We start from the raw sequence: 22,605 nt of genomic DNA on the forward strand, positions 1-22,605 counted from the left end.
GGCGAACGGGCAGAGTGTCGCGTGGGCGCAAATGCCTGATAATGGGGCAGAAGGCTCGTTATGATGCCATGCTGTTCCGATGTTTCCGCCGGAGGATGTTCCCATGCAGGTTGCACCACCGAAAATCACCACCACGCGCTGCGATATCTGTGCGATCCGTCATCGTGCGGTCTGCGGCGCGCTGTCGAACGAAGAACTGGCGATGATGAATGCCATTTCGCGACAGCGCGTGCTGCAACCCGGTGAGCCGATCCTGAGCGCGGGCGACACGATCAACTGGTTCGGCAATATCGTGACCGGCGTAGTCAAGCTGACCAAGCTGTTGAGCGACGGACGCCAGCAGATCGTCGGCCTGCAGTTTCCGCCTGATTTCCTGGGCCGGGCGTTCAAGGACCGCAGCCCCTATTTCGCCGAAGCCGCGACCGAGGTGGAGCTCTGCATCTTCCCGAAGCCCGCGTTCGAGAAGATCCTGAAGGAGAAGCCGGACATGGAGTTCCGGCTGTTCCAGGACACGCTGGACGAACTGGATGCCGCGCGCGACTGGATGCTGCTGCTGGGACGCAAGACGGCGGCCGAGAAGGTCGCGAGTTTCCTGTACATGATCGCCCGACGGTCCCCCATGATCGGCTGTGCCCATCACAATGGCGGTGACGAGATCCGCTTTCAGATGCCGCTGAGCCGGTCGGAGATCGCGGACTATCTGGGCCTGACGATCGAGACCGTCAGCCGCCAGATCGGACGGCTGAAGTCCGACGGTGTGCTGCAACTGCATGCGACGCGGGAATTTTCGGTGCTGGACATGCAACGCCTGACCGAGGTCAGCGGCGAATAAGGCGCAGTTCCGCGATCACCTGATCCTCCCATGCCATGTGGCGGCGCATCTGGCTGAAGAAGTGCCGGATCAGATAGCCGAGTGCGTCGGCGCGGGCCGGGTCCTGCCGGGTGCCATATTCTTCCAGCGCCTCGGCCAGTTCCAGCATGATCGTTTCGTTGTCATGGTGCTCCTCGATGATCAGACCGGCGGCCTGCCTCAGCCATGCCTGTCCTTCCTTGCTGCGGCCCAGCGCCTCCTTCAGTGCGGCTTCCTCGTGCCGGCAATGGGCGGGAATGCCGAACTGCAGCAGGGTGATCAGTTCCGAGAAACTTTCGCGCCGGGGGACGACGGGCAGGGCATCGGCAATGGCCTCCAGCCTGTCGCAGACAGCGCGGATCAGATCGTGTTCCGCACGGAAACTGGATTCGCTGTCGGCCTCCGCCGTCATCTGCGCAGTCATCGCCTGTTTCAGTGGAGAAAATGGCAGTTTTTGGTCCATTGATTGAGCCAGTTCCTGGAGGGCAGCGACGCCCGCTGCGTGGTCGATTGATGCAAGTGTCTCACACGCGCGTGGTTGTGAATTGATCCAGATCAAGGCGTCGGGACCGGCCCCCACCTACTGCTCTCGGCATGCAGCTCCCGTTCGGAGCGGAAGCAGAGGGAACTTCCATGGGCAATGTAGTCTTGATCATCCTGCTGGGCCTCGCCGCCGTGGCAGGTCTATTCGGTGCGGCGCGGGGACACGACGCACTGTTCCAGGCCCATGCCTGGGTCATTGTCGCGGCCAGTCTGGTTGCGATCGTCGCGCTGCTGCAACGGCTCGACAGGCCGTCGCAGGAGGATACGGAGAACAGCTATGCCGACGGCGTCGTCCGTTTCGGCGTCATCGCGACCGTGTTCTGGGGGGTCGTCGGCTTCCTGGTCGGGCTGGTCATCGCCTTGCAACTGGCGTTCCCCGAGCTCAATCTCGGATATTCCTTCTCCAGTTTCGGACGCTTGCGGCCGCTGCATACCTCTGCGGTGATCTTTGCCTTCGGCGGCAACGCGCTGCTCGCCACCAGCTTCTATGTCGTGCAGCGGACCTGCCGCACCCGGCTGGCGCTGGGCGGGCTGCACTGGTTCGTTTTCTGGGGCTATCAGCTCTTCATCGTGCTGGCGGCCACCGGCTACGTCATGGGTGTCACCCAGTCGAAGGAATATGCGGAACCGGAATGGTACGTCGACATCTGGCTGACGCTGGTGTGGGTGGCCTATCTGCTGGTCTTCCTGTTCACGCTGTTCAAGCGCAAGGAACCGCACATCTACGTTGCCAACTGGTTCTATCTCGCCTTCATCGTCACCGTCGCCATGCTGCATCTGGTGAACAATCTGGCGGTGCCGGTTTCCTTCCTGGGTTCCAAGAGCTATTCGGCCTTCTCCGGCGTGCAGGATGCGCTGACCCAGTGGTGGTACGGCCATAACGCAGTCGGCTTCTTCCTGACCGCGGGCTTCCTCGGCATGATGTACTACTTCGTGCCGAAGCAGGCGGAACGGCCGGTCTACAGCTATCGCCTCTCGATCATCCATTTCTGGGCGCTGATCTTCCTCTACATCTGGGCCGGTCCGCATCACCTGCACTACACGGCGCTGCCGGACTGGGCGCAGACCCTGGGAATGGTGTTCTCCATCATGCTGTGGATGCCCAGCTGGGGCGGCATGATCAATGGCCTGATGACCCTGTCGGGGGCCTGGGACAAGCTGCGTACCGATCCCGTGCTGCGCATGATGGTCGTCGCGGTCGCCTTCTACGGCATGTCGACCTTCGAGGGGCCGATGATGTCCATCAAGGCGGTGAACGGGCTCAGCCACTACACCGACTGGACCATCGGGCACGTGCATTCCGGTGCGCTCGGCTGGGTTGGCATGATCAGCTTCGGTGCGGTCTACTTCCTGGTGCCACGGCTCTGGAACCGGGCCGGCCTCTACAGCCTGCGACTTGTCAGCTGGCATGTCTGGCTGGCGACCATCGGCATCGTCATCTACGCGGCGGCGATGTGGGTCAGCGGTATCACCCAGGGCCTGATGTGGCGCGAGTACGACCCGAACGGCTTCCTGGTCTACAGCTTCGCCGAGACGGTCAATGCCATGCATCCCTTCTACGTCATCCGGGCGTTCGGCGGTCTGGTCTACATCAGCGGTGCCTTCCTGATGGTCTACAACGTCTGGCGGACCATCAAGGGCACGCCTGAAATCCGCGCCGTCGCCAGCGACGTCCCGGCAACCGCAACCGCCAACTCGGCAGCCTGAGGGAGGATCCGATGAAATTCGATCATTCACGCATCGAAAAGAACGCCACCCTGATGCTGGTGCTCAGCCTGCTTGTCGTCTCCATCGGCGGCATCGTCGAGATCGCGCCTCTGTTCTACATGCAGAACACGATCGAGAAGGTGGAGGGGGTGCGTCCCTATTCACCGCTGGAACTGGCCGGGCGCAACATCTACGTGCGGGAGGGCTGCTACAACTGTCACAGCCAGATGATCCGTCCCATGCGGGATGAGGTGGAGCGCTATGGCCACTACAGCCTGGCGGCGGAGAGCATGTACGACCATCCCTTCCAGTGGGGGTCGAAACGCACGGGACCCGATCTGGCCCGGGTCGGGCAGCGCTATTCGAACGAATGGCATGTCCAGCACCTGACGGATCCCCGTTCCGTCGTGCCGGAATCGGTCATGCCCGGATACAGGTTCCTGCTGACATCCGAACTCAGGACAGATGATATCGTCGCGCACCTGAAGGCAAATCGGGCGGTGGGTGTCCCCTACGACGATGCCATGATCGAGGCAGCGGAGGCCGACATCCGGGACCAGGCCGATCCGGATGCCGACTGGGACGGGCTGCTCGCCCGCTACCCCAAGGCCCAGACGGGTGATTTCGACGGCAATCCGCGTGCCCTGACGGAGATGGATGCGCTGATCGCCTACATGCAGATGCTCGGCACCCTGGTGGACTTCTCCGCCTACCGCGCCGATGAAAATTTCAGGTGAGCATGATGGATCACGAAACACTGCGGCATCTGGCCGATACCTGGGGTCTGGTCTTTCTGTTCCTGACCTTCGTCGTTGCGGTTGCGGTGCTGTTCCGCCCCGGTGCCGGAAGCCATTTCCGGAAATGTGCGGAGTTGCCCCTCAAGGATGATCGGAAGCCTGACGTGCGGGAGCCTGGCAAATGAGCGAGAAAAAGACAGACGAGGTGACCGGCGTCGACACCACCGGTCATGAGTGGGACGGCATTCGGGAACTGGACAATCCCTTGCCACGCTGGTGGCTCTGGACGTTCCTGGCCTGCATTGTCTGGGCCTTCGGATACATGATCTTCTATCCTGCGGTGCCCATGGTGTCGGAGGCGACACCCGGAGTGCTTGGCTATTCCAGCCGTGCCGCCGTGCATCAGGACATCCAGGATGCCCGCGCTGCCCAGTCGGAGATGATCTCGAAGGTCGATAGCCTGCCGCTCGCCGAGATTCGCCAGGATGCCGACATGCTGCAGTTCGCGATCAACGGTGGCCGTGCGGCCTTTGCCGTGAATTGCTCGCAGTGTCATGGGTCGGGGGCGGCCGGGTCTCCCGGTTATCCGAACCTGAACGATGACGAATGGATCTGGGGCGGCGATCTGGAGAACATTGCAACCACCCTGCGGCATGGCATCCGTCACCCCGGTGACGATGAGACCCGCTTCTCGGAAATGCCGGCCTTCGGGCGCGACGGCATTCTGGACAGGGAACAGGTCAAGGCGGTGGCGAACCGGGTCCTTGCGTTCGCCGGCCAGCCGCATGACGCGGAACTGGCAGCGGAGGGTGCCGAGCTCTATGCGGACAACTGTGCCGCCTGCCACGGTGATGCCGGAAAGGGTGACCGTGAACAGGGGGCGCCGAACCTCGCGGATGCCATCTGGCTCTACGGCAGCACGGAGGCTGACATTGCCCGGCAGATCCACGCCCCGCGTCACGGCGTCATGCCCGCCTGGGGGGACAAGCTCGACCCGGTGACGATCAAGCAGCTCACCATCTATGTCCATTCTCTCGGTGGCGGGGAGTAGCAACCTGTGGCCAGCAAGGATGCCAATGTAGCGGTTGATGGCGTCGCACGGATCGAGGTGGAGGCGGTCAACAGCCGCCAGCACCGCTCCCTCTACAAGGCACGGGAATCGATCCACCCCATGCGGGTCGCCGGAACCTTCCGGCGGCTGAAGTGGTGGATCATGGGTGTCCTGCTGGCCATCTATTACGTGACCCCCTGGCTGCGCTGGGACCGTGGTGTCGGCATGCCCGACCAGGCGGTGCTGGTGGACCTGGAGCATCGCCGGTTCTTCTTCTTCTTCATCGAGATCTGGCCGCAGGAATTCTATTACGTCGCGGGCATGCTGATCATGGCCGGGATCGGGCTGTTCCTCGTCACCTCGGTGCTGGGACGGGCCTGGTGCGGCTATGCCTGCCCGCAGACCGTCTGGGTTGATCTCTACGTCCATGTGGAACGCTGGCTGGAGGGGGACAGGAACGCCCGCTTCCGTCTCGACAAGTCACCATGGAACGCCGCGAAGATCCGCAAGCGGTTCACCAAGTACCTGATCTGGCTGCTGATCGCGGTCGCGACAGGCGGCGCCTGGGTCTTCTATTTTGCCGACGCGCCGGCCCTGTTCGTGAAGCTGTTCACGCTGGAGGCGTCGGCGATCGCCTATGTCACCGTCGGTGTGCTGACCGCCACGACATTCGTCTTCGGCGGCTTCATGCGCGAACAGGTCTGCACCTACATGTGTCCCTGGCCGCGCATCCAGGCGGCGATGATGGACGAGAACTCGCTGACCGTGACCTATCAGGACTGGCGGGGGGAGCCGCGTGGCCGCCACCGCAAGTCGGCCGACGCGTCCCAGCTGGGGGACTGCATCGACTGCAACCAGTGTGTCGCGGTCTGCCCGATGGGCATCGACATTCGCGACGGCCAGCAACTGGAATGCATCAACTGCGCGCTCTGCGTCGATGCCTGCAACAGCATCATGGCGCGGACCGGCGGCACGCCCGACCTGATTTCCTACACCACACTGAAGAGCTACGAGGCCAATGCCGACGGGCGTCCCGCCCTGCCGCTGAAGAAGACCATCTTCCGCGCCCGCACGCTGCTCTATGCAACGCTCTGGTCCTGCATCGGCCTGGCGATGCTGTTCGTCCTGTTCACCCGCGACAGGCTGGACATCAACGTCCTGCGCGACCGCAATCCGCAGTATGTGGTGCTTTCCGACGGCAGCATCCGCAATGGCTACACCGTGAAGATCCTGAACATGGAGCAGCGGGAACGCCGTGTCCTGCTGCAGATCTCGGATCTGCCGGATGCGCTGATGACTGTGGTTGGCGATGACCTCTGGCCAAGCCGTACACGCGAATTCGTGCTGGACGCGGATCAGGTGCAGCAGTTGCAGGTCTATGTTGCCGTGCCCCGTGAGTCGGTCGAACCCGGCGCAAACAGCTTCCGCTTCTCGGTCACGGACCTGACCGGCATCGAGCAGGCGCACTATGGCGCGATCTTCAGGGCACCGGAGGAGTAAGGCAATGAGTGCAGTGCATGTCGAGAAGCCGTTCACCGGACGCCGGATGCTGATCTATGTCCTCGCGTTCTTCGGTGTGATCATTGCCGTCAACATGGTGCTGATGACCATGGCACTGAGGACGGACAACGGGCTGGTGGTGCGCAACAGCTATGTCGCAAGCCAGAACTTCAACCGGGACCAGGACGAGGCCCGGGCACAGGCAGCCCTGAACTGGTCCGTGGCGCTGGTCTGGAATGATGGTGAGCTGTCCCTGACCTATCGCGATGCGCAGGGCATGCCGCTGCGCGACCTGGAGGTCACGGGCCGGGTAGGACGCCCGGTGACCGCCCGTGACGACCGTGCTGTCGTGCTGACCAGGACAGGCTCCGGCAGCTACACGACGGAACTGCCCCTGGGGGCCGGTTTCTGGGATGTGGACCTGACGGCCACCAATGCGGACGGACAGCGGTTCCGGCGGATCTTCCAGATCAGGGTCGGAGAGGACTGATGAGCTGCTGCACCTCCGGTGCCGCCTGCGCCCCGGCGCCGCGCAAGACGGCACCGCGCAGCATGGAAGGCAATACCCTGGAACTGATCATTCCCGGTGTTCACTGCGCGGGCTGCATTTCCCGCATCGAAGGTGCGGTGAGCGGTCTGCCGGGGGTCGAGAGCGCGCGGCTGAACCTGTCGACGCGCCGCCTGCGGGTCGGCCTCGGCGCCGGGGCCGCCGGGGACGACGTCATCCCGACGGTGGAGGGACTGGGCTATGACTGCCGGACCTTCAGCGCGGCGGAGGCCGGTTCGGCCGCCCAGGACAGGCAGGGCAGGGAACTGCTGTTCGCGCTTGCGGTGGCGGGCTTTGCCGCCGGCAACGTGATGCTGCTCTCCGTCTCCGTCTGGTCGGGTGCGGAAGGTGCGACGCGCGACCTGTTTCACTGGATCTCTGCCCTGATCGCCCTGCCGGCGATCCTGTTTGCGGGCCGCCCCTTCTTCCGTTCGGCATGGCGCGCGGTCAAGGGGCGCAGCCTGAACATGGATGTGCCGATCTCGCTGGCCGTGCTGCTGGCCGGTGGCCTCAGCCTCGACGCCGCGATCTCGGGGGGCGAGGAAGCCTTCTTCGATGCAGCCGTGATGCTGCTCTTCTTCCTGCTTGTGGGACGCTACCTGGACCACCGCGTGCGTGCCAGAGCCCGGGACACGGTCGGGCAACTGCTTTCGCTGATGGCGTCCGATGTCACCCTGCTGGTGGATGGCGGACAGCAGCGCGTGCCGGTCGAGACGGTCAATGCCGGTGACATGATCCGTGTCGCGGCAGGGGAGCGTGCGCCCGTCGATGGCCAGATCATCGAAGGACAGGGCGACCTGGACCGCTCCATCGTCACCGGCGAATCCATGCCCGTCACGCTTGGTCCCGGTGATCAGGTGGAGGCCGGAACACTTGTCCTGACGCACCCGCTGACACTGCGGGCGACAGCGGTGGGACAGCATACGTTCCTGGCCCAGGTCGTTCGGCTGATGGAGGAAGCGGAGAGCGGGCGCGCCCGCTACCTGCGCCTCGCCGATCGCGCCGCGCAGATCTACGCGCCTGCGGTCCATCTGGTGGCGCTGCTGACCTTCATCGGCTGGATGCTGGCGACCGGTGGTGACTGGGGACAGTCGCTCTGGATCGCCGTTTCGGTGCTGATCATCACCTGTCCCTGCGCCCTGGGTCTGGCTGTCCCCGCCGTTCAGGTGGTGGCGAGCGGTGTCCTGTTCGGCAAGGGCATCCTGATCAAGGACGGCACGGCGCTGGAGCGACTGGCGGAGGCGCGGCGTGTGGTGCTGGACAAGACCGGGACCCTGACAAGCGGCAAGCCGCATATCCTCCGATGCGATCTGCCCCCGTCAGCCATGGTCCTTGCGCAGGCGCTTGCCGCGCACAGCCGCCATCCGCTGGCACAGGCCATGCTGGCCGGGCAGGGCGCCACTTCCGCCCCGGCCCCGGTTCTGACGGCGGTCACGGAACACCCGGGACAGGGCATGTCGGGTACGACGGACGGGCGTCTGGTCCGGCTGGGCAGCCGTGCGTTTGCCGGTCCCGGCAACGGCGTTACCGTTCCCTCGGGCATGGAACTCTGGCTGTCCATTGATGGCGTGCCGCAGGGCCATGCGGTCCTGGCTGATACCCTGCGCGATGGTGCGGTGGAGACCATTGCGGCGCTGCAGGCCGATGGCTTCGCGCCGCTGCTGATCTCGGGTGACAATGCGACGGCGGTCGCGGATACGGCGCAGGCTGCGGGTATTGCCGACTGGCGCGCGGAACAGCGCCCGGAAGACAAGATCGAAGCGATTCAGGCGCTTGTGGTGGATGGCCAGAGGCCCCTGATGGTTGGAGACGGTATCAATGACGGCCCCGCCCTGGCGGCGGCGCATGTCTCCATGGCACCGGCCAGTGCCTCCGACCTGGGGCGGGCGGCGGCCGACATCGTCTTTCTCTCCGAACGGCTGGACGCGGTGACGGAGGCCATGCGGATCGCCCGGCGCGCCCGTGCACTGATCGTGCAGAACTTCGGCCTGGCCCTGGCCTACAACCTTGTCGCCGTGCCGGTTGCGGTGCTCGGCGGCGCGTCGCCCCTGGTCGCGGCCATTGCCATGTCATCATCTTCCCTTGTGGTCACGCTCAATGCCCTGCGCCTGCGCCTGCCGGGCCTGTCATTGCGCCGGACCGGCGGTGCGCCGAAGGTGGTCCGGGAGAGTCAGGAGGCTCCGGCATGAACGTGCTCCTCTATCTCGTGCCCGTGGCGCTGCTGCTCGGCGGTCTGGGGCTGGCGGCCTTCGTCTGGGCGCTGCGCTCCGGCCAGTTCGATGACCCGGACGGTGCGGCCGAACGCATCCTGCTGGACGACGACTGAGAGGCGTCGGTTCGCCCTGCAACAAGGGGTTGTTCGTTGACTCTCATCGCCCCGGGTACTCACTCTTGTATCTACGGCGGCTGGAAAACCTGACTGTTCCGGTCCCGCATCAAGGGAGTTCCGGACATGAGCGAAGATCTGGCTGCACGCGTTGACCGTCTCGAGTCGATCGAGGCAATCAAGAAGCTGAAACACGTCTACATGAACGAATGCGATCTGGGTTATCTGCCGGACAGGCTGGGGCCGCTGTTCGTGGATGAGGCGGTCTGGACCAGCGCCGTCTTCGGTCATCACGATGGTCGCGCGGCCATCGAGGAATTCTTCGGCGGCATCTCCGCCCAGATCGTCTTTGCCGCCCATCTGGCGATGAACTTCGTCATTGACGTTGACGGCGACACCGCGACCGGCAAGTGGCGCATCCTGATGCCCTGCACGATGATGGAGGATGGCCAGAAGGTCAGCCGCTGGATCCTGGGGGACTATGACGAGACCTACGTTCGCCGCGATGGCAAGTGGCTGTTCTCGAAGATCGATTTCCTGGTGAACTTCAACGTTCCGAGCCTGGAGAGCTGGGCCGGAACCGAAATCGTGCGCGGGGACTGATCGCAATGGCCCGCACGTCACTGTTCAGCCCCATCCAGGTGCGCGGGCAGACCTTCAAGAACCGCGTCGTCATCGCACCCATGTGTCAGTACTCGGCGGTCGATGGCATGCTGAACGACTGGCATCTGACGCACCTGAACCAGTTTGCCATGGGCGGTGCCGGGCTGGTGATCATGGAGGCGACGGCGGTCGAGAAGCGGGGCCGCATCACCTGGGGCGACAGCGGCCTCTGGTCCGACGCGCACATGGAACCGATGCGTCCCATCGTGCAGCAGGTGAAGGCCCGTGGCGCGGCCATCGGTGTCCAGCTGGCCCACGCGGGACGCAAGGCCAGCATCAGCCGCCCGTGGGAGGGGGATTGTCCGCTCTCACCACGCGAGATCGCGAAGGGCGAGGTGCCGTGGGAGACAGTGGGCGCCAGCGCGGTGCCCTTCGACGAGGGCTGGATCGTGCCGCACGAGCTCTCCGTCAGCGAGATCGCGGACATGGTGGACAAATGGGTCGATGCCACGCGCCGCGCCGAGCAACTCGGCTTCGACATGGTGGAGATCCACAGTGCCCATGGCTATCTGAGCCACAGTTTCCTCTCCCCGCTCTCCAATCGCCGCAGCGATGCCTACGGTGGTGACCGCAACGGACGGATGCGTTTCACGCTGGAGGTGACGGAGGCCGTGCGCGCCGCCTGGCCCGCGGAGAAGCCGCTGTTCCTCCGCATCTCCTGCGTCGATGGCAAGCGGGATGGCTGGGACATTGCGGATTCGGTGGAACTGGCCAGGCGGGCGAAGGCGCTGGGGGTCGATGTCATCGACTGCTCCTCCGGCGGTATCGCGGGCTATGGCGAGAACACCCTGCCACCCTCGACGCCCGGCTATCAGGTCGGCCATGCGGCGACGATCCGGCGCGAGGCGGAGATCATGACCCAGGCCGTCGGGCTGATCACCGATGCCGCGCAGGCGGAGACCATCCTGCGCTCCGGTGCCGCTGATTTCACGGCGCTGGCCCGTGAAGTGCTGCATGATCCCTACTGGGCACGCCATGCCGCGCTTGCGCTGGGCGAACCGGATGCCTTCGACGACTGGCCGGTGCAGTACGGTCACTGGCTGGCCATGCGGTCGAAGGGCATGTTCGGTGGCCGGGCCGGGGATTCGGATACGGAGAACCTGAAGAAGGCTGCCGGCTGATACCACGGCACGATACATGACAGGACTGAAGGGGCTGGGCAGATGGGCGAACGCAAACCGATCACGGCAGAAACCGTAGCAGCAGTGGCGCGCGAGAATGCGGGCCACCCGCTTGAACCGGAGCGCGCGGCGGCCTATGCCGAAGCGCTGGAACCCATCCTCGGCATGATGGAACAGCTCCGCGCCCTGCCGCTGAAGGACGTGGAACCGGCTCCCGTCTTCACCCCGGTGGAGGGCACCTCCAATGACTGACCTGACCCGACTGGATGTCGTCGAACTGGGCGCGCTGATCGCCGCGAAACATGTTTCACCGGTCGAGGTGACGGATGCCTTCCTGGCCCGAATCGACCAGGCGAACGCGGGGCTGAACGCCTTCGTCACCGTGACGCCGGAGGCCGCGCGCGCCACGGCCAAGGCGGCTGAGACGGAGATTCAGTCCGGCAGCTATCGCGGCCCGCTGCATGGTATCCCGCTGGGTCACAAGGACCTCTATGCGACGGCAGGCGTGCGCACGACCGGTGGATCCCGCGTGCTGGCCGACAATGTCCCGACCGAGGATTCCACCGTTGCAGCGCTGCTGGCGGCGGCGGGAACGGTAATGCTGGGCAAGCTCAACACGCATGAGTTCGCCTATGGACCGACCAACGAGAGCTCCATGTTCGGCCCCACCCGCAATCCCTGGAACACGGATCGGATCACCGGCGGTTCCAGCGGTGGCTCGGGTGCCGCCGTGGCCGCCGGGCTGGTCCCTGTCGCCTCCGGCAGCGACACCGGCGGTTCCATCCGCATGCCCGCCGCCTGCTGCGGCCTGACCGGCCTGAAACCCACCTATGGCCGGGTCAGCCGGGCCGGGATCCTGCCGCTCTGCTGGTCGATGGACCATGCCGGGCCGCTGGCACGCTCCGCGATGGATGCCGCGATCTTCCTGGGCGCAATCGCCGGGCACGATCCGCGCGATGCCGCCTCCGCCGACCGGCCCGTGCCGGATTACCCGGCAGCCCTGACCGGCGACATACGCGGCCTGCGCATCGGAATCCCCCGCCGCTACTTCTTCGATCAGGCGCAGGGACAGGTGGTGAGCCTTGTCGATGCCGCGCTGGCAGAACTCGCCGCCATGGGCGCGGAACTGGTGGAGGTCGACATTCCCCATATCGAGGCGTCAGCCGCCGCCGCCATGGCCATCTACATCTCCGAGGCCACGGCCTATCACGACGACACCCTGGACGACCGTGCGGACCTCTATACGGAGCAGGTGCGGGCCTTCCTGGAGATCGGTGACCAGATGCTGGCCAAGGACTACCTGCACGCCCAGCGCTACCGCACCCTGCTGGGGACGGAGGTCGCGCGGATCATGGCCGATGTGGACGTGCTCGCCACCCCCGGCATCGCCCATACCGCAACGCCGCTGGGGCAGGAGATGGTGGACATCAACGGCACGGAGGAAGCCGTCTTCGGCGCCATCCTGCGCAATACCGAACCCTTCGACCTGACCGGCCAGCCCGCCGTCGTCATCCCCTGCGGCCTGGCAGAAGACGGCATGCCCGCCAGCATCCAGTTCGCCGGGCGTCCGTTCGACGAGGCAACGGTGCTCAACGTCGCCCACGCCTACCAGCAGGCAACCGACTGGCATCGGAAAAGGCCGGATTATTGAACCCTATCCGTCGCTGAACCCGATTGCCGGATAGACCAGTCGTCGAGGCATCTGCCCGTTGAAGCGATAGCCTTCGTTGATGATTACCCAGGGTGCAAATGGTCGACCCGTCTGCCCGCGGAAGCCTGGAACCGTTTCCAGACCCGCACCATTTTCGAGGTGATGCCAAACCGTCCAGGCAACGATCTGTTCGATCTCTTCGTAGTATCCGGGGCTTGGCTGGATGCGTTCAAAGTGGATGCGACCAAGCGAGACAAGGGTGTCACCTTGCCTGTTCACCAGATGCTCGAACATGTGATGTTTTCGTGTCAGCCGCTTCCTGAAGGAGATTGCCTTGCCAACATAGGCAATCCTGCGGCGGGCCTTTTGGGCATGATGGTCTCTGAGAAGACAGTAGATTCCCCCGTGCTCGGCCCATTCCTGCGGAATCGGTGGGCGCGCATTTTCCGGTCTCCAAACCGTTGGCCGTGACCAGGTGATTCTGGCCAAACGATAGAAATAGCGCCCGGAAAGATTCCGGATCACTTCAGGATCGCCGCCAATATCTGCAATACGCCAGCTCAATTCCTGACCTGCCTAAAATATCTAGGGAACCGTGAGTGCGCTTCGGCCATGTTGCCATTCCCGTCGAGTATCAGGCAATGAATTGGCAAGAGGTCCGTTCGGGAACGCAGCCTCTACGGGCTGGCGGGTGACAGCAGTTCCTCCAGCAGCGGGTTGGGGAATTTCCTTCGGATCGTGACGGCGCAGAAGACTTCGGTGATCTCCTCCAGTCGGGCGATTTCGACCAGTCTGCCGGTGGCCAGTTCGTCCTGAACGACGATCGGCGGGATCACCGCGATCCCGGCGTCGGCACTGGCGAGAAGGCGCAGCATGGCCATGTCGTCCGCCTCCGCCGCTATTCTGGGCATGATGCCGAGACGTTCGACCATGGCATCGAATCCGGCACGCAGCGAGGATTCGGGTGTCGGCAGGATCAGTGGCTTGCCAGCCAGGATCTCGGCGACTGTCTCCGGCCCCGACGCCAGGCGTGCCGGCGTTCCGACCAGGCTAACCGGCTGCTCATCGAGGCGCTGCACAAGGTAGGGGCTGAGCTTGTCCCGTGCGGGGACAAGATTCGTCAGCACGATATCCAGTGACAGGGCCTCAAGCCCGCGCAGCAGGGTTTCCTGCGAACCGGATCGCAGCATGATCTCCACGTCCTCGCGACCGATGATCGGTTCGAGGAACGCCATCTGGAAATTGCGGGACAGGGTGGCCAGCGCGCCTATCCGCAAGGCCTGACGCCGTCTGCCGGACGACGCGAGGGATACGGTCAGTTCCTCGGCGGCACGGAAGATCTCCTCCGCGTAGTCCAGCGCGATGCGCCCGGCTTCGGTGAGGACAAGGTTCCTGCCACGCCGTTCGAACAAGTCATGGCCGAGTGCAGTCTCCAGGGCCTTGATCTGGGTGGAGACCGCCGACTGCGAGATATTGAGAATGCGGGCGGCACCGGTCAGGGTCCCGTCGCGGGCCACGGCGCGAAAGAGGCGCAGATGGTGAAGGTTGAGCGATGCCATAATTCGATAATATAGAATGAATGAAGCGAATATATGAAATATTATTTATGATCGGTGACCGCTAGTTCTCCGCCAGTCGAATTTGCCGGAGAACACCCATGACGTCTGCCGTGTCCCTGTCGTTTCTCGCACCGCTGGCCCTTCTGCTGGTTGCTGCCCTTGCGCTGGCCCGTCCTGGCCGTCGGCCCGGGCGACTGACGTTCCTATCCGAGGCTGCCGCGCTGCTGGCGCTTGGTCTGGCGATGGGCGGCATGGTGCAGTTCATCGTATCGGGTCCTTCGGCGTTCGCCGTTCTGGCAGAGACCGGCCTGCTCGGCCTCCGTGCGGATCTGCTCAGCGTGACCATGACGCTGCTGGTTGCGTTCATCGGATGGGTGGTGATGCGCTACAGCCGCACCTATCTGGATGGGGAGCAGCGGGAGGGCGCGTTCCACGGCCTGATGCTGGTGACGCTCGCCTCCGTTCTCATCTTCGTCCAGTCGGGCAGCCTCGACGTCCTCATCCTCTCCACGGCCTGCGTCGGACTGAGCCTGAGGCGGCTTCTTCTCTTCTACGCGGATCGTCCCGAGGGGCGGCGGGCGGCGACCAAGTTTGCCCTTGTCTGGCACGCGGGCGATCTGACGCTTCTGGTCGCCGGGGCGATGCTGTTCGCCATCCATGGAACCGCGAACCTGGGGGATCTCGCTGCCGCTGCAACGGCTGAAGGTCTGACCCTGGCGATGATGCTGCCGATTGCCCTGATTGTCCTGGCGGCCATTCTGAAGACAGCAGCCTTTCCGGTCCACGGCTGGCTCACGGAGGTCATGGAGGCCCCGACACCGGTCTCGGCCCTTCTGCACGCGGGCATCATCAATTCCGGCGGTGTCCTGCTGATCACGGTCGCTGACCTGGTGCAGCTCAGTTCCGGTGCCATGGCCGCGCTGGTGATGATCGGCGGGTTCACCGCCTTGTTCGGTGCCACCGTGATGCTGACCCAGAGCGCCGTGAAGACCGCGCTGGCCTGGTCCACGGTCTCGCAGATGGGGTTCATGCTGCTCCAGTGCGGGCTCGGGTTGTGGGCGCTGGCACTGCTGCACATCGTGGCCCACTCCCTCTACAAGGCCCATGCCTTCCTGTCCTCGGGTCAGGCAGTCGGTGCGGTCGCGAGCCTCCGCCGGCCCGGGCCGGTGGCCGTGCCCCGCCTCGGTGCCGTGCTCCGGTCGTTCGGCCTGGCCATCGTTCTCTATGGCATCATCGCGGGCCTGTTCATGGCGGTCACCGGGCCGAAGACCGCCCAGGCGCTCGCTCTCGGCGGGATACTGATCTTCGGTGTCGCCTATCTGGTGGCGCAGGGACTGGCCGATCTCGCGCCCGCCGCCCTCACCAAGCGCACCGTGCTCGCATCCCTCGCGGCGGCGTTCGCCTACTTCACCTTCCAGGCCACGGCGGACGCCATCTGGGGCGCACACCTGCCTGCGGCGCCGGTTCCCGGTCCGCTTGAATGGGGCCTTGTCGTCCTGGCGGTGCTGTCCTTCGGACTGGTTGCCTTTGCCCAGGCCCTGTTCCCCCTGTGGGCGCATCACCCGGCGACTGCGGGACTGCGGGTCCACCTGGCGAACGGCCTCTACCTGAATGCCCTGCTGGACCGCGCAATCGGCGGTTTCCGCGTCGGCAGGACCAACTGAGATGATGGAGATCAAGATGTTCAAAGCGCATTCCCAGACTGCCTCCGGGCAGATGGATGAAATCCTGAAGTCCGCCGAAGCCGCCGTGCGTGCGATCCCGCCCGCATTCCCGCTCGAAGCCACGGTCGCGGTCAATCCGTTCATCGGACAGACGGGGGAGGATCTGGCCACCACTTCGGCGCGGCTGGAGCGGGTTGCGGGTGTCCGGGTTTCCCAGGCCCGCAGCGCATATGCCGCTGCGATCAGCGAAGGGCGGATCACCGATCAGGACCTTTACGACGCGTTGGAGGCGTCTCCGTCAGCCCTGAAGCCTTCCGATCTGGTTGTGCTCAAGGAAGCAGCGATGAAACCGGACGCTGATCCGGATCCGGAGGTGTTTCCGACCGTGGCGGATCTGGCGGCCCAGGCAACCGGCATCGACTGGCCGTCGGTCATCGAGAAGACCTTCGGACACTGGGCGGCAGGTCATTTTGATCAGGGACAGGCCCTCTGGACCCCGGCACCGGGATCGGACGCCTATGCCGCCTGGCGCGCATGGGCGGTCCATGACCTGACGCCGGAGATCGCGGGCCTTGATGGCTTCTGCGCGCTTGTCACTCGCGCGCCCGACACGTCGGAGCGGGCGATCCTGCACGCCGCCGATGCCCTTGGTCTGACCGGGAAGGCTTGCGAGACGGTCTTTCACCGGCTGCTGATCGATGTCGGTGGCTGGTCGCAGCATGCGCGCTGGCTGCTGTGGAAGGCGGAGCTTGCCGGAGAGAGTGACCGCACACTGGCTGACATTCTGGCGATCCGGCTGATCTGGGAGGAGGCCCTGCTGGCCCATGTGCCGGAGATCGGTGATGCGTGGGCGCTGACCGTGGCCGCGCATGATGCCCCTGTCACGCCGACCGGGGATCACGTGATCCAGGCGATCCTGCAGGATGCCGCCGACCGCGCGCATCAGCGCACACTGGCCCGGGCACTCGACGGTGCGGTGGCCACAGCGGGGCGTCCGTTCCTGCAGACGGCCTTCTGCATCGATGTCCGCTCGGAGGTGTTTCGCCGTGCCCTCGAGGGGCTGGATCGGGAGATCGAGACCATCGGTTTCGCGGGCTTCTTCGGGCTGCCGCTGGCGCACCGGGCCCATGGCTCCGACGTGGTGGAATCGCATCTGCCGGTACTGCTGAACCCCACGGTGGAAACCACCTCCCACACCGATCCGGCGGATGAGCAAAGCGTTCGGATCGCTGCCCGCACCAGCCGGGCCTGGGGCCGGTTCCGGCAGGCCGCCGTGTCTTCCTTCGCATTCGTCGAGTCCGTGGGGCCGCTCTATGCGGCAAAGCTGGTGAAGGACGCGCTCGGGAAGGGGGGCGGCACGGCGCCTGCAGAGCCTGCGCCGCAGGTCGTTGGCGGGATGACGGCAGCACAGAAGGCCGACACGGCCGCCACAGTGCTCAAGGCCATGAGCATGACGGAAAATCACGGGAAGGTCGTCCTGCTGCTGGGGCACGGCGCGCAGGTGACCAACAATCCTCACGCCAGTGCGTACCATTGCGGCGCCTGCGGCGGCTATACCGGCGAGGTGTCGGCGCGGCTGCTCGCGACGTTGCTGAATGACCCGGAGGCGCGCGCAGGTCTGGAGGAGCGCGGTATTTCCGTTCCCGAGGACACCCTGTTCGTCGCCGGTCTGCACAACACCACGACCGACGAGATCACGATCCATGATGATGGAATCGCGGCTGGCCGCAGGGAAGACCTGGGCCGGGTCCGGGAATGGATGGTGCAGGCCGGGCGCGTTGCGCGGGCAGAGCGGGCGGCCAGGCTGCCCGGGGCCACCGCCGACACGATTGCCGCGCGGGCCTGCAACTGGGCGGAGGTGCGCCCGGAGTGGGGTCTGGCCGGATGCGCGGCCTTCGTTGCGGCACCGCGCAGCGTGACGGCCAGCCGGGACCTTGCCGGCCGGGCGTTCCTGCACACCTACGATTGGCAGGCTGATGAAGGGTTTGCGACGCTGGAACTCATCCTGACCGCGCCAGTGGTTGTCGCGAGCTGGATCAGCCTCCAGTACTACGGCTCATCGGTTGCGCCGGAGGTGTTCGGCGGCGGCAACAAGCTGATTCACAACGTCGTCGGTGGTATCGGCGTGATCGAGGGGAACAGCGGTCGCCTGCGTCCCGGACTGCCTTGGCAGTCGGTGCATGACGGGGAGAAGCTGACGCATGAACCGCTTCGCCTGACAGTGATGATCGAGGCCCCGCGTGAGGCAATCCTTGCCATCCTGGAACGGCACCCGGAGGTGCGGAACCTGTTCGACAATGGATGGCTGCACCTCTTCATACTGCGGGACGGCATCATCGATGCACGCTACAGGTCCGGACTTTCATGGATGGAGGAAGGCGTGACACGTCTGGCGGCGTGACCTGCATGGGGGCCCTATTCGCGTGCGCTGTCGCATTGGTCACGATGCTGGACCGTTCCACCCCGCATCGCCGTGTGCTACAGCCTCAGCAGGCTGGATCATGCAGGACGGATCATGAGCGATACAGACGAGGCGGCGGTCGCGGCGGAGGGGTCTCCGGCTGCGGGAGATGGTGAGAAACTGGTGCTGACGCCGTCGCGGCAGTTTGGCGACTGGCTGCGCGAGACGAACGTGAGCCTGGGCTTCTCGACCTATCAGGCGGGGAAGATGTTCCTGGTCGGTCGGCGTGACGATGGCCGCCTGTCGGTGTTCGAGCGGACGTTCAACCGCTGCATGGGCATGTGGGCGGATGGCCAGACGATCTGGATGAGCTCGCTCTACCAGCTCTGGCGGTTCGAGAACATCCTGCCCGACGGTCAGATGCACCAGGGCTATGACCGGGTCTATGTGCCCCAGATCGGCTATACCACCGGCGACATCGACACCCACGACATCGTTGTGACGGCGGAGGGCAACGTCAACTTCATCGCCACCCTGTTCGGCTGCATCGCGGAGCCCAGCGAGAGGTTCTCCTTCAAGCCGATCTGGAAGCCGCCGTTCCTGTCGAAGCTGGCGGCGGAGGATCGCTGCCACCTGAATGGTCTTGCCATGCGCGACGGCAAGCCGGGCTTCGTCACCGCGGTCAGCCGCTCCGACGTGTCCGACGGCTGGCGCGACCGGCGCACGGACGGTGGCATTGTCATGGATGTGGACAGCAACGAGATCATTGCCGATGGGCTGTCGATGCCGCACAGCCCGCGCTGGCATCAGGGCAAGCTGTGGCTGTCGAATGCCGGCACCGGAGAGTTCGGCCATATCGACATGGATACCGGCAAGTTCGTGCCCGTGGCCTTCTGCCCCGGTTTCCTGCGCGGCCTGACGATGATTGGCGACTACGCCGTGCTGGGCCTGTCGAAGCCGCGCGAGAACCGCACCTTCAGCGGTCTGCCGCTGGACGAGAAGCTGACGCAGGCTGACGCGGAGCCGCGCTGCGCGATCTATGTCATCGACCTGCGCACCGGGGACGTGGTCCACTGGCTGCGCATCGACGGCGTGGTGGAGGAACTCTACGACGTGACCGTCCTGCCCGGCGTCAAGCGGCCCATGGCCATCGGCTTCGTCAGCGACGAGATTCGCCGTATCCTGACTGTCGATGACACGGAATGGGACGGCTGAACAGCCGGCCCCAGGGCGGCGCTTCTGAATTTCAACGACCGGATCACAGGACGACACAATGACTGACAGCAAACCTTCGATCGCCGTTCTCGGCGGCACCGGCGACCTTGGCGGCGGCCTGGCGCTCCGCTGGGTGCGGGCCGGGTATCCGGTGATCATCGGCAGCCGTACCGCCGACAAGGCGGAAACCTCGGCCGGCGCGCTCAACGAACGCTTTCCTGGCTCGGGCGTGCAGGGCATGGACAATGTCGCCGCCGCGGCGGCCGGGCAGATCGTGGTCATGACCGTCCCCTTCTCCAACCACCGATCGACGCTGGAATCGGTGAAGGACGCGGTGCAGGGCAAGATCGTCGTCGATGTCACCGTGCCCCTGGTGCCGCCGAAGGTCAGCCGCGTCCAGATGCCGCCCGAAGGTTCCGCCGGCAAGGCCGCGCAGGACTTCCTGGGACCGGACGTGCAGGTCGTTTCCGCCTTCCAGAACGTTGCCGCCGATCATCTGGCGGATCTGGAGCATGATCCGGACTGTGATGTGCTGGTGGCGGGCAATGTCGTCGCGGCGCGGGAGCAGGTGGTCGAACTGGTGGAAGCCTGCGGCATGCGTGGATTTCATGTCGGTCCCATCGACAATGCGGCGGTGGCCGAGGCGCTGACATCCGTGCTGATCTTCATGAACAAGCGCTACAAGAGTCCCGGTGCCGGTATCCGCATCACCAATCTGCCGGACATGGACTGAGCGGACCCGGACCAGGAATCGACCCGCGATGCGGCGACTTGAGCTGATCGGGCTGGAGGGACTGCCGGAGGTTCTGCCCGGGGCTGATCTGGCAGCGATGATCCACGATGCCGCCAACGCCTCGACTGACGGACTGCGGGATGGTGACATCGTCGCGGTGGCGCAGAAGGTGATATCCAAGGCGGAGGATCGCTATGTCGTGCTGGATGAGGTCCGACCCTCCGACCGTGCCATACGTATCGCCGCCCAGTGTGCCAAGGATCCGCGCCAGGTGGAGGTGGTGCTGTCCGAGGCGTCTGAGGTCGTGCGCCATCGCCCCGGCGTGCTGATCGTCCGCCACAGGCTCGGGCATGTGCTGGCCAATGCGGGTATCGATGCCTCCAATGTGCCGCGCGACCGACAGGGGCGGGAGCGGCTGTTGCTGCTGCCGGTGGACCCGGACGGCAGCGCGCAGCGGCTGCGCGCGGACCTGCAGCGGCTTGCCGCATGTGAACTTGGCGTGGTTGTCAATGACAGTCCCGGTCGGGCCTGGCGGGTCGGAAGTGCCGGTATCGCCATCGGCGTGGCCGGGGTGCCCGCGATGCAGGATCTGCGGGGGCAGATCGACCGGGACGGGCGGGAACTGCAGGCCAGCGAACTGGGTATCGCGGACGAGGTCGCCGCCGCCGCCTCCCTGGTCATGGGGCAGGGCGCGGAGGGCGTGCCTGTCGTGATCATGCGCGGCATGCAGCTTGCCGGTCGTCACGGTACGGCGGATGAGCTGGTGCGGCACCCGCTGATGGATCTGTTTCGATGAACGGCAGCGGCATCACCTATCTGTCCGGCGGCGTCGGCGGGGCCAAACTGGCGCTGGGACTGGCCAGGGTGCTGCCGCCCGAGGACCTGGCGATCATCGCCAATACGGGCGATGACTTCGACCATCTGGGCCTGCGCATCTGCCCGGACATCGACACGCTGGTCTATACCCTGTCCGACCGCGCCAACCTGGCGCAGGGCTGGGGACGGCAGGACGAGAGCGACGGCTTCATGACCGCGATGCGTGAACTGGGGGGACCGGACTGGTTCTTCCTCGGCGACCGGGATCTCGCCATGCATGTGGAGCGCACGCGGCGCATGCGGGCCGGAGAAGGGCTGACCGAAGTCACGGCAGCACTGGCCGGGGCGCTCGGGATCGGGCCGCGCATCCTGCCCATGACCGATACGGTCGCACCGACCATCATCGAAACAGCCGATGGCCCCGTGGCGTTCCAGGACTACTTCGTGCGTCTGCGCGCAGCACCCGCCGTGACCGGTTTCACCCTGCACGGTGGCGCGCCGCAGGCACCGACCGCCGAGGTTGCCGCTGCGCTGGAGAACCCGGCGATGGTCATCATCGGGCCATCGAACCCGTTCATTTCCATCGACCCGATCCTGTATCTGAGCGGCCTGCGGGACCGTTTGCGGACCTTGCGTGACGGGGGAACCCCGGTCGTGGCCGTTTCACCCATTGTCGGCGGAGACGCCATCAAGGGACCGACGGCCAAGATGTTCCGGGAACTGGGGACCGACCCCAGCGTTGTTGCGGTCGCCGGACGCTACCGGGACATCGTCAGCCATCTGGTGCTGGATACGGCTGACGCAGGTTCGGTCGGGTCCGTGACCGCCCTGGGGATCCAGGCGCCGGTCACGCCGACAGTCATGCGCTCCATCGATGACCGGATCGCGCTGGCCCGGCGGGTGCTGGCGCTGGGATGAGAGCCAGCGCCAACCGGTGTCAGGACGCCGGTTTGGCTGTCGTGATTTCCTGACCCTGGTCAGGCACGATGCGGGTCTTGTCGGAATAGATGATCAGCACAGGCTGCCCGGCCTTCATCTCCTCGCCATCGTTCTGCACGATCACGAAGGTGTCGCCGTTCTCCTTGCGGATGATGAACTCCGTCGCGGTGCCGGACGTAATGCCCTCCTCGGCCACGGAACCGGCAACTGCACCGATGATGGCGCCGCCTACCGCGCTGGCGACACGAACGACGCCGCTGCCGCCGATCTGGGAGCCGATGGCACCACCGGCAACCGCACCACCGACCGTACCGGCGCCTGATCGCGTACCCTCGACGTCAACACTGCGGACGCTGACGATCGTGCCCTTCTCGATGGAGGCGGCGCGGCCAAGTTCGCCGCGCTTGTAGGTCTCGTTCGAGTGGATGCCACTGCATGCGGCCAGAACCAGCATCAGCAGACCAGCAGTGGTGACGCGAATGACATTCATGACGAAAACTACCCCTTCGAATGGGAACCCTGACGGGCAAGCTGCGCGACGGGCCGGAGCCAGTCACCCGATCCTGCAATGGTGCAGCAGCC

23 protein-coding genes are annotated in these 22,605 nt (G+C 65.1%); 19 read left to right on the forward strand and 4 right to left on the reverse strand.

Annotation, left to right across the window (positions count from 1 at the left end):
- The first annotated feature begins 103 nt into the window (after positions 1–103).
- Positions 104–832 (forward strand): Crp/Fnr family transcriptional regulator, encoded by a 729-nt coding sequence (locus QGV55_RS05630; protein ID WP_281017835.1) that lies wholly within the window; start codon positions 104–106, stop codon positions 830–832.
- Here QGV55_RS05630 and QGV55_RS05635 read toward each other — a convergent pair.
- Positions 819–1,274, reverse strand: coding sequence for a hemerythrin domain-containing protein (locus tag QGV55_RS05635; protein WP_281017834.1), 456 nt, complete (start codon positions 1,272–1,274; stop codon positions 819–821). The genes QGV55_RS05630 and QGV55_RS05635 overlap by 14 nt on opposite strands.
- A gap of 209 nt (positions 1,275–1,483) precedes the next feature.
- Between QGV55_RS05635 and ccoN the strand changes: the two genes are divergently transcribed.
- From ccoN to QGV55_RS05695, 12 genes are all read left to right on the forward strand, one after another.
- A complete protein-coding gene (ccoN, locus tag QGV55_RS05640) occupies positions 1,484–3,100 on the forward strand; it encodes a cytochrome-c oxidase, cbb3-type subunit I (RefSeq protein WP_281017833.1) in 1,617 nt (538 codons plus the stop codon).
- A gap of 11 nt (positions 3,101–3,111) precedes the next feature.
- A complete protein-coding gene (gene ccoO / locus QGV55_RS05645; RefSeq protein WP_281017832.1) occupies positions 3,112–3,837 on the forward strand; it encodes a cytochrome-c oxidase, cbb3-type subunit II in 726 nt (241 codons plus the stop codon).
- 5 nt (positions 3,838–3,842) lie between these two features.
- Positions 3,843–4,022, forward strand: a complete 180-nt coding sequence (locus QGV55_RS05650) for a cbb3-type cytochrome c oxidase subunit 3 (RefSeq protein WP_281017831.1) — start codon at positions 3,843–3,845, stop codon at positions 4,020–4,022.
- On the forward strand, positions 4,019–4,888 hold the full coding sequence (ccoP, locus tag QGV55_RS05655; protein WP_281017830.1) for a cytochrome-c oxidase, cbb3-type subunit III: 870 nt from the start codon (positions 4,019–4,021) through the stop codon (positions 4,886–4,888). The genes QGV55_RS05650 and ccoP overlap by 4 nt, the downstream gene beginning before the upstream one ends.
- A gap of 6 nt (positions 4,889–4,894) precedes the next feature.
- Positions 4,895–6,388 (forward strand): cytochrome c oxidase accessory protein CcoG, encoded by a 1,494-nt coding sequence (gene ccoG / locus QGV55_RS05660; protein WP_281017829.1) that lies wholly within the window; start codon positions 4,895–4,897, stop codon positions 6,386–6,388.
- 4 nt (positions 6,389–6,392) lie between these two features.
- The gene (locus QGV55_RS05665) at positions 6,393–6,878 is read left to right on the forward strand and encodes a FixH family protein (protein ID WP_281017828.1); all 486 of its coding nucleotides are present in this window, start codon (positions 6,393–6,395) and stop codon (positions 6,876–6,878) included.
- Positions 6,878–9,124 (forward strand): heavy metal translocating P-type ATPase, encoded by a 2,247-nt coding sequence (locus QGV55_RS05670; protein ID WP_281017827.1) that lies wholly within the window; start codon positions 6,878–6,880, stop codon positions 9,122–9,124. The genes QGV55_RS05665 and QGV55_RS05670 overlap by 1 nt, the downstream gene beginning before the upstream one ends.
- Positions 9,121–9,261: a cbb3-type cytochrome oxidase assembly protein CcoS gene (ccoS, locus tag QGV55_RS05675; RefSeq protein ID WP_281017826.1), complete on the forward strand. Its 141-nt coding sequence runs from the start codon at positions 9,121–9,123 to the stop codon at positions 9,259–9,261. Before QGV55_RS05670 ends, ccoS begins: the two co-directional genes overlap by 4 nt.
- Before the next feature lie 126 nt (positions 9,262–9,387).
- Positions 9,388–9,864 carry a nuclear transport factor 2 family protein gene (locus QGV55_RS05680; RefSeq protein ID WP_281017825.1) on the forward strand — a complete coding sequence of 159 codons (477 nt, stop codon included), beginning with the start codon at positions 9,388–9,390 and terminating at the stop codon, positions 9,862–9,864.
- A 5-nt stretch (positions 9,865–9,869) separates the two neighbouring features.
- A complete protein-coding gene (locus QGV55_RS05685; protein WP_281017824.1) occupies positions 9,870–11,045 on the forward strand; it encodes an NADH:flavin oxidoreductase/NADH oxidase in 1,176 nt (391 codons plus the stop codon).
- Positions 11,046–11,087: 42 nt separating this feature from the next.
- The gene (locus QGV55_RS05690) at positions 11,088–11,297 is read left to right on the forward strand and encodes a hypothetical protein (RefSeq protein WP_281017823.1); all 210 of its coding nucleotides are present in this window, start codon (positions 11,088–11,090) and stop codon (positions 11,295–11,297) included.
- Positions 11,290–12,696: an amidase gene (locus QGV55_RS05695; protein WP_281020081.1), complete on the forward strand. Its 1,407-nt coding sequence runs from the start codon at positions 11,290–11,292 to the stop codon at positions 12,694–12,696. The genes QGV55_RS05690 and QGV55_RS05695 overlap by 8 nt, the downstream gene beginning before the upstream one ends.
- A 3-nt stretch (positions 12,697–12,699) precedes the next feature.
- Here the strand turns inward: QGV55_RS05695 and QGV55_RS05700 are convergent, their stop codons facing one another.
- Positions 12,700–13,260, reverse strand: a complete 561-nt coding sequence (locus QGV55_RS05700) for a hypothetical protein (RefSeq protein ID WP_281017821.1) — start codon at positions 13,258–13,260, stop codon at positions 12,700–12,702.
- Between the two features lie 113 nt (positions 13,261–13,373).
- Positions 13,374–14,255: a LysR family transcriptional regulator gene (locus tag QGV55_RS05705; protein WP_281017820.1), complete on the reverse strand. Its 882-nt coding sequence runs from the start codon at positions 14,253–14,255 to the stop codon at positions 13,374–13,376.
- A 98-nt stretch (positions 14,256–14,353) separates the two neighbouring features.
- On the opposite strand from QGV55_RS05705, the gene QGV55_RS05710 reads away from it, so the two are divergent.
- The 6 genes from QGV55_RS05710 (at position 14,354) to cofD (ending at position 22,002) form a co-directional block, all read left to right on the forward strand.
- Positions 14,354–15,919, forward strand: coding sequence for a proton-conducting transporter membrane subunit (locus QGV55_RS05710; RefSeq protein WP_281017819.1), 1,566 nt, complete (start codon positions 14,354–14,356; stop codon positions 15,917–15,919).
- Between the two features lie 16 nt (positions 15,920–15,935).
- Positions 15,936–18,320, forward strand: a complete 2,385-nt coding sequence (locus QGV55_RS05715) for a DUF2309 domain-containing protein (protein WP_281017818.1) — start codon at positions 15,936–15,938, stop codon at positions 18,318–18,320.
- Positions 18,321–18,434: 114 nt separating this feature from the next.
- Entirely contained in the window at positions 18,435–19,535 is a 1,101-nt protein-coding gene (locus QGV55_RS05720) for a TIGR03032 family protein (protein WP_281017817.1), read from the forward strand.
- A gap of 58 nt (positions 19,536–19,593) precedes the next feature.
- Positions 19,594–20,268 carry an NADPH-dependent F420 reductase gene (npdG, locus tag QGV55_RS05725; RefSeq protein ID WP_281017816.1) on the forward strand — a complete coding sequence of 225 codons (675 nt, stop codon included), beginning with the start codon at positions 19,594–19,596 and terminating at the stop codon, positions 20,266–20,268.
- A gap of 28 nt (positions 20,269–20,296) precedes the next feature.
- Positions 20,297–21,064 carry a coenzyme F420-0:L-glutamate ligase gene (cofE, locus tag QGV55_RS05730; RefSeq protein ID WP_281017815.1) on the forward strand — a complete coding sequence of 256 codons (768 nt, stop codon included), beginning with the start codon at positions 20,297–20,299 and terminating at the stop codon, positions 21,062–21,064.
- Positions 21,061–22,002, forward strand: a complete 942-nt coding sequence (cofD, locus tag QGV55_RS05735) for a 2-phospho-L-lactate transferase (RefSeq protein WP_281017814.1) — start codon at positions 21,061–21,063, stop codon at positions 22,000–22,002. Before cofE ends, cofD begins: the two co-directional genes overlap by 4 nt.
- 19 nt (positions 22,003–22,021) lie before the next feature.
- Here the strand turns inward: cofD and QGV55_RS05740 are convergent, their stop codons facing one another.
- Positions 22,022–22,513 carry a glycine zipper 2TM domain-containing protein gene (locus tag QGV55_RS05740; protein ID WP_281017813.1) on the reverse strand — a complete coding sequence of 164 codons (492 nt, stop codon included), beginning with the start codon at positions 22,511–22,513 and terminating at the stop codon, positions 22,022–22,024.
- Positions 22,514–22,605 lie beyond the last annotated feature (92 nt).

This window comes from Minwuia sp. IMCC3009, assembly GCF_029909415.1.
Taxonomy (GTDB): domain Bacteria; phylum Pseudomonadota; class Alphaproteobacteria; order Minwuiales; family Minwuiaceae; genus Minwuia.

Coding starts and splice junctions, on each gene's coding strand:
- ccoP (WP_281017830.1), top strand. CDS start 4,019: ATGAGCGAGAAAAAGACAGACGAGGTGACCGGCGTCGACACCACCGGT.
- QGV55_RS05695 (WP_281020081.1), top strand. CDS start 11,290: ATGACTGACCTGACCCGACTGGATGTCGTCGAACTGGGCGCGCTGATC.
- ccoN (WP_281017833.1), top strand. CDS start 1,484: ATGGGCAATGTAGTCTTGATCATCCTGCTGGGCCTCGCCGCCGTGGCA.
- QGV55_RS05630 (WP_281017835.1), top strand. CDS start 104: ATGCAGGTTGCACCACCGAAAATCACCACCACGCGCTGCGATATCTGT.
- QGV55_RS05635 (WP_281017834.1), bottom strand. CDS start 1,274: ATGACTGCGCAGATGACGGCGGAGGCCGACAGCGAATCCAGTTTCCGT.
- npdG (WP_281017816.1), top strand. CDS start 19,594: ATGACTGACAGCAAACCTTCGATCGCCGTTCTCGGCGGCACCGGCGAC.
- QGV55_RS05670 (WP_281017827.1), top strand. CDS start 6,878: ATGAGCTGCTGCACCTCCGGTGCCGCCTGCGCCCCGGCGCCGCGCAAG.
- QGV55_RS05705 (WP_281017820.1), bottom strand. CDS start 14,255: ATGGCATCGCTCAACCTTCACCATCTGCGCCTCTTTCGCGCCGTGGCC.
- ccoS (WP_281017826.1), top strand. CDS start 9,121: ATGAACGTGCTCCTCTATCTCGTGCCCGTGGCGCTGCTGCTCGGCGGT.
- QGV55_RS05715 (WP_281017818.1), top strand. CDS start 15,936: ATGTTCAAAGCGCATTCCCAGACTGCCTCCGGGCAGATGGATGAAATC.
- QGV55_RS05740 (WP_281017813.1), bottom strand. CDS start 22,513: ATGAATGTCATTCGCGTCACCACTGCTGGTCTGCTGATGCTGGTTCTG.
- QGV55_RS05665 (WP_281017828.1), top strand. CDS start 6,393: ATGAGTGCAGTGCATGTCGAGAAGCCGTTCACCGGACGCCGGATGCTG.
- QGV55_RS05650 (WP_281017831.1), top strand. CDS start 3,843: ATGGATCACGAAACACTGCGGCATCTGGCCGATACCTGGGGTCTGGTC.
- cofD (WP_281017814.1), top strand. CDS start 21,061: ATGAACGGCAGCGGCATCACCTATCTGTCCGGCGGCGTCGGCGGGGCC.
- QGV55_RS05685 (WP_281017824.1), top strand. CDS start 9,870: ATGGCCCGCACGTCACTGTTCAGCCCCATCCAGGTGCGCGGGCAGACC.
- ccoO (WP_281017832.1), top strand. CDS start 3,112: ATGAAATTCGATCATTCACGCATCGAAAAGAACGCCACCCTGATGCTG.
- QGV55_RS05680 (WP_281017825.1), top strand. CDS start 9,388: ATGAGCGAAGATCTGGCTGCACGCGTTGACCGTCTCGAGTCGATCGAG.
- cofE (WP_281017815.1), top strand. CDS start 20,297: ATGCGGCGACTTGAGCTGATCGGGCTGGAGGGACTGCCGGAGGTTCTG.
- QGV55_RS05720 (WP_281017817.1), top strand. CDS start 18,435: ATGAGCGATACAGACGAGGCGGCGGTCGCGGCGGAGGGGTCTCCGGCT.
- QGV55_RS05710 (WP_281017819.1), top strand. CDS start 14,354: ATGACGTCTGCCGTGTCCCTGTCGTTTCTCGCACCGCTGGCCCTTCTG.
- QGV55_RS05690 (WP_281017823.1), top strand. CDS start 11,088: ATGGGCGAACGCAAACCGATCACGGCAGAAACCGTAGCAGCAGTGGCG.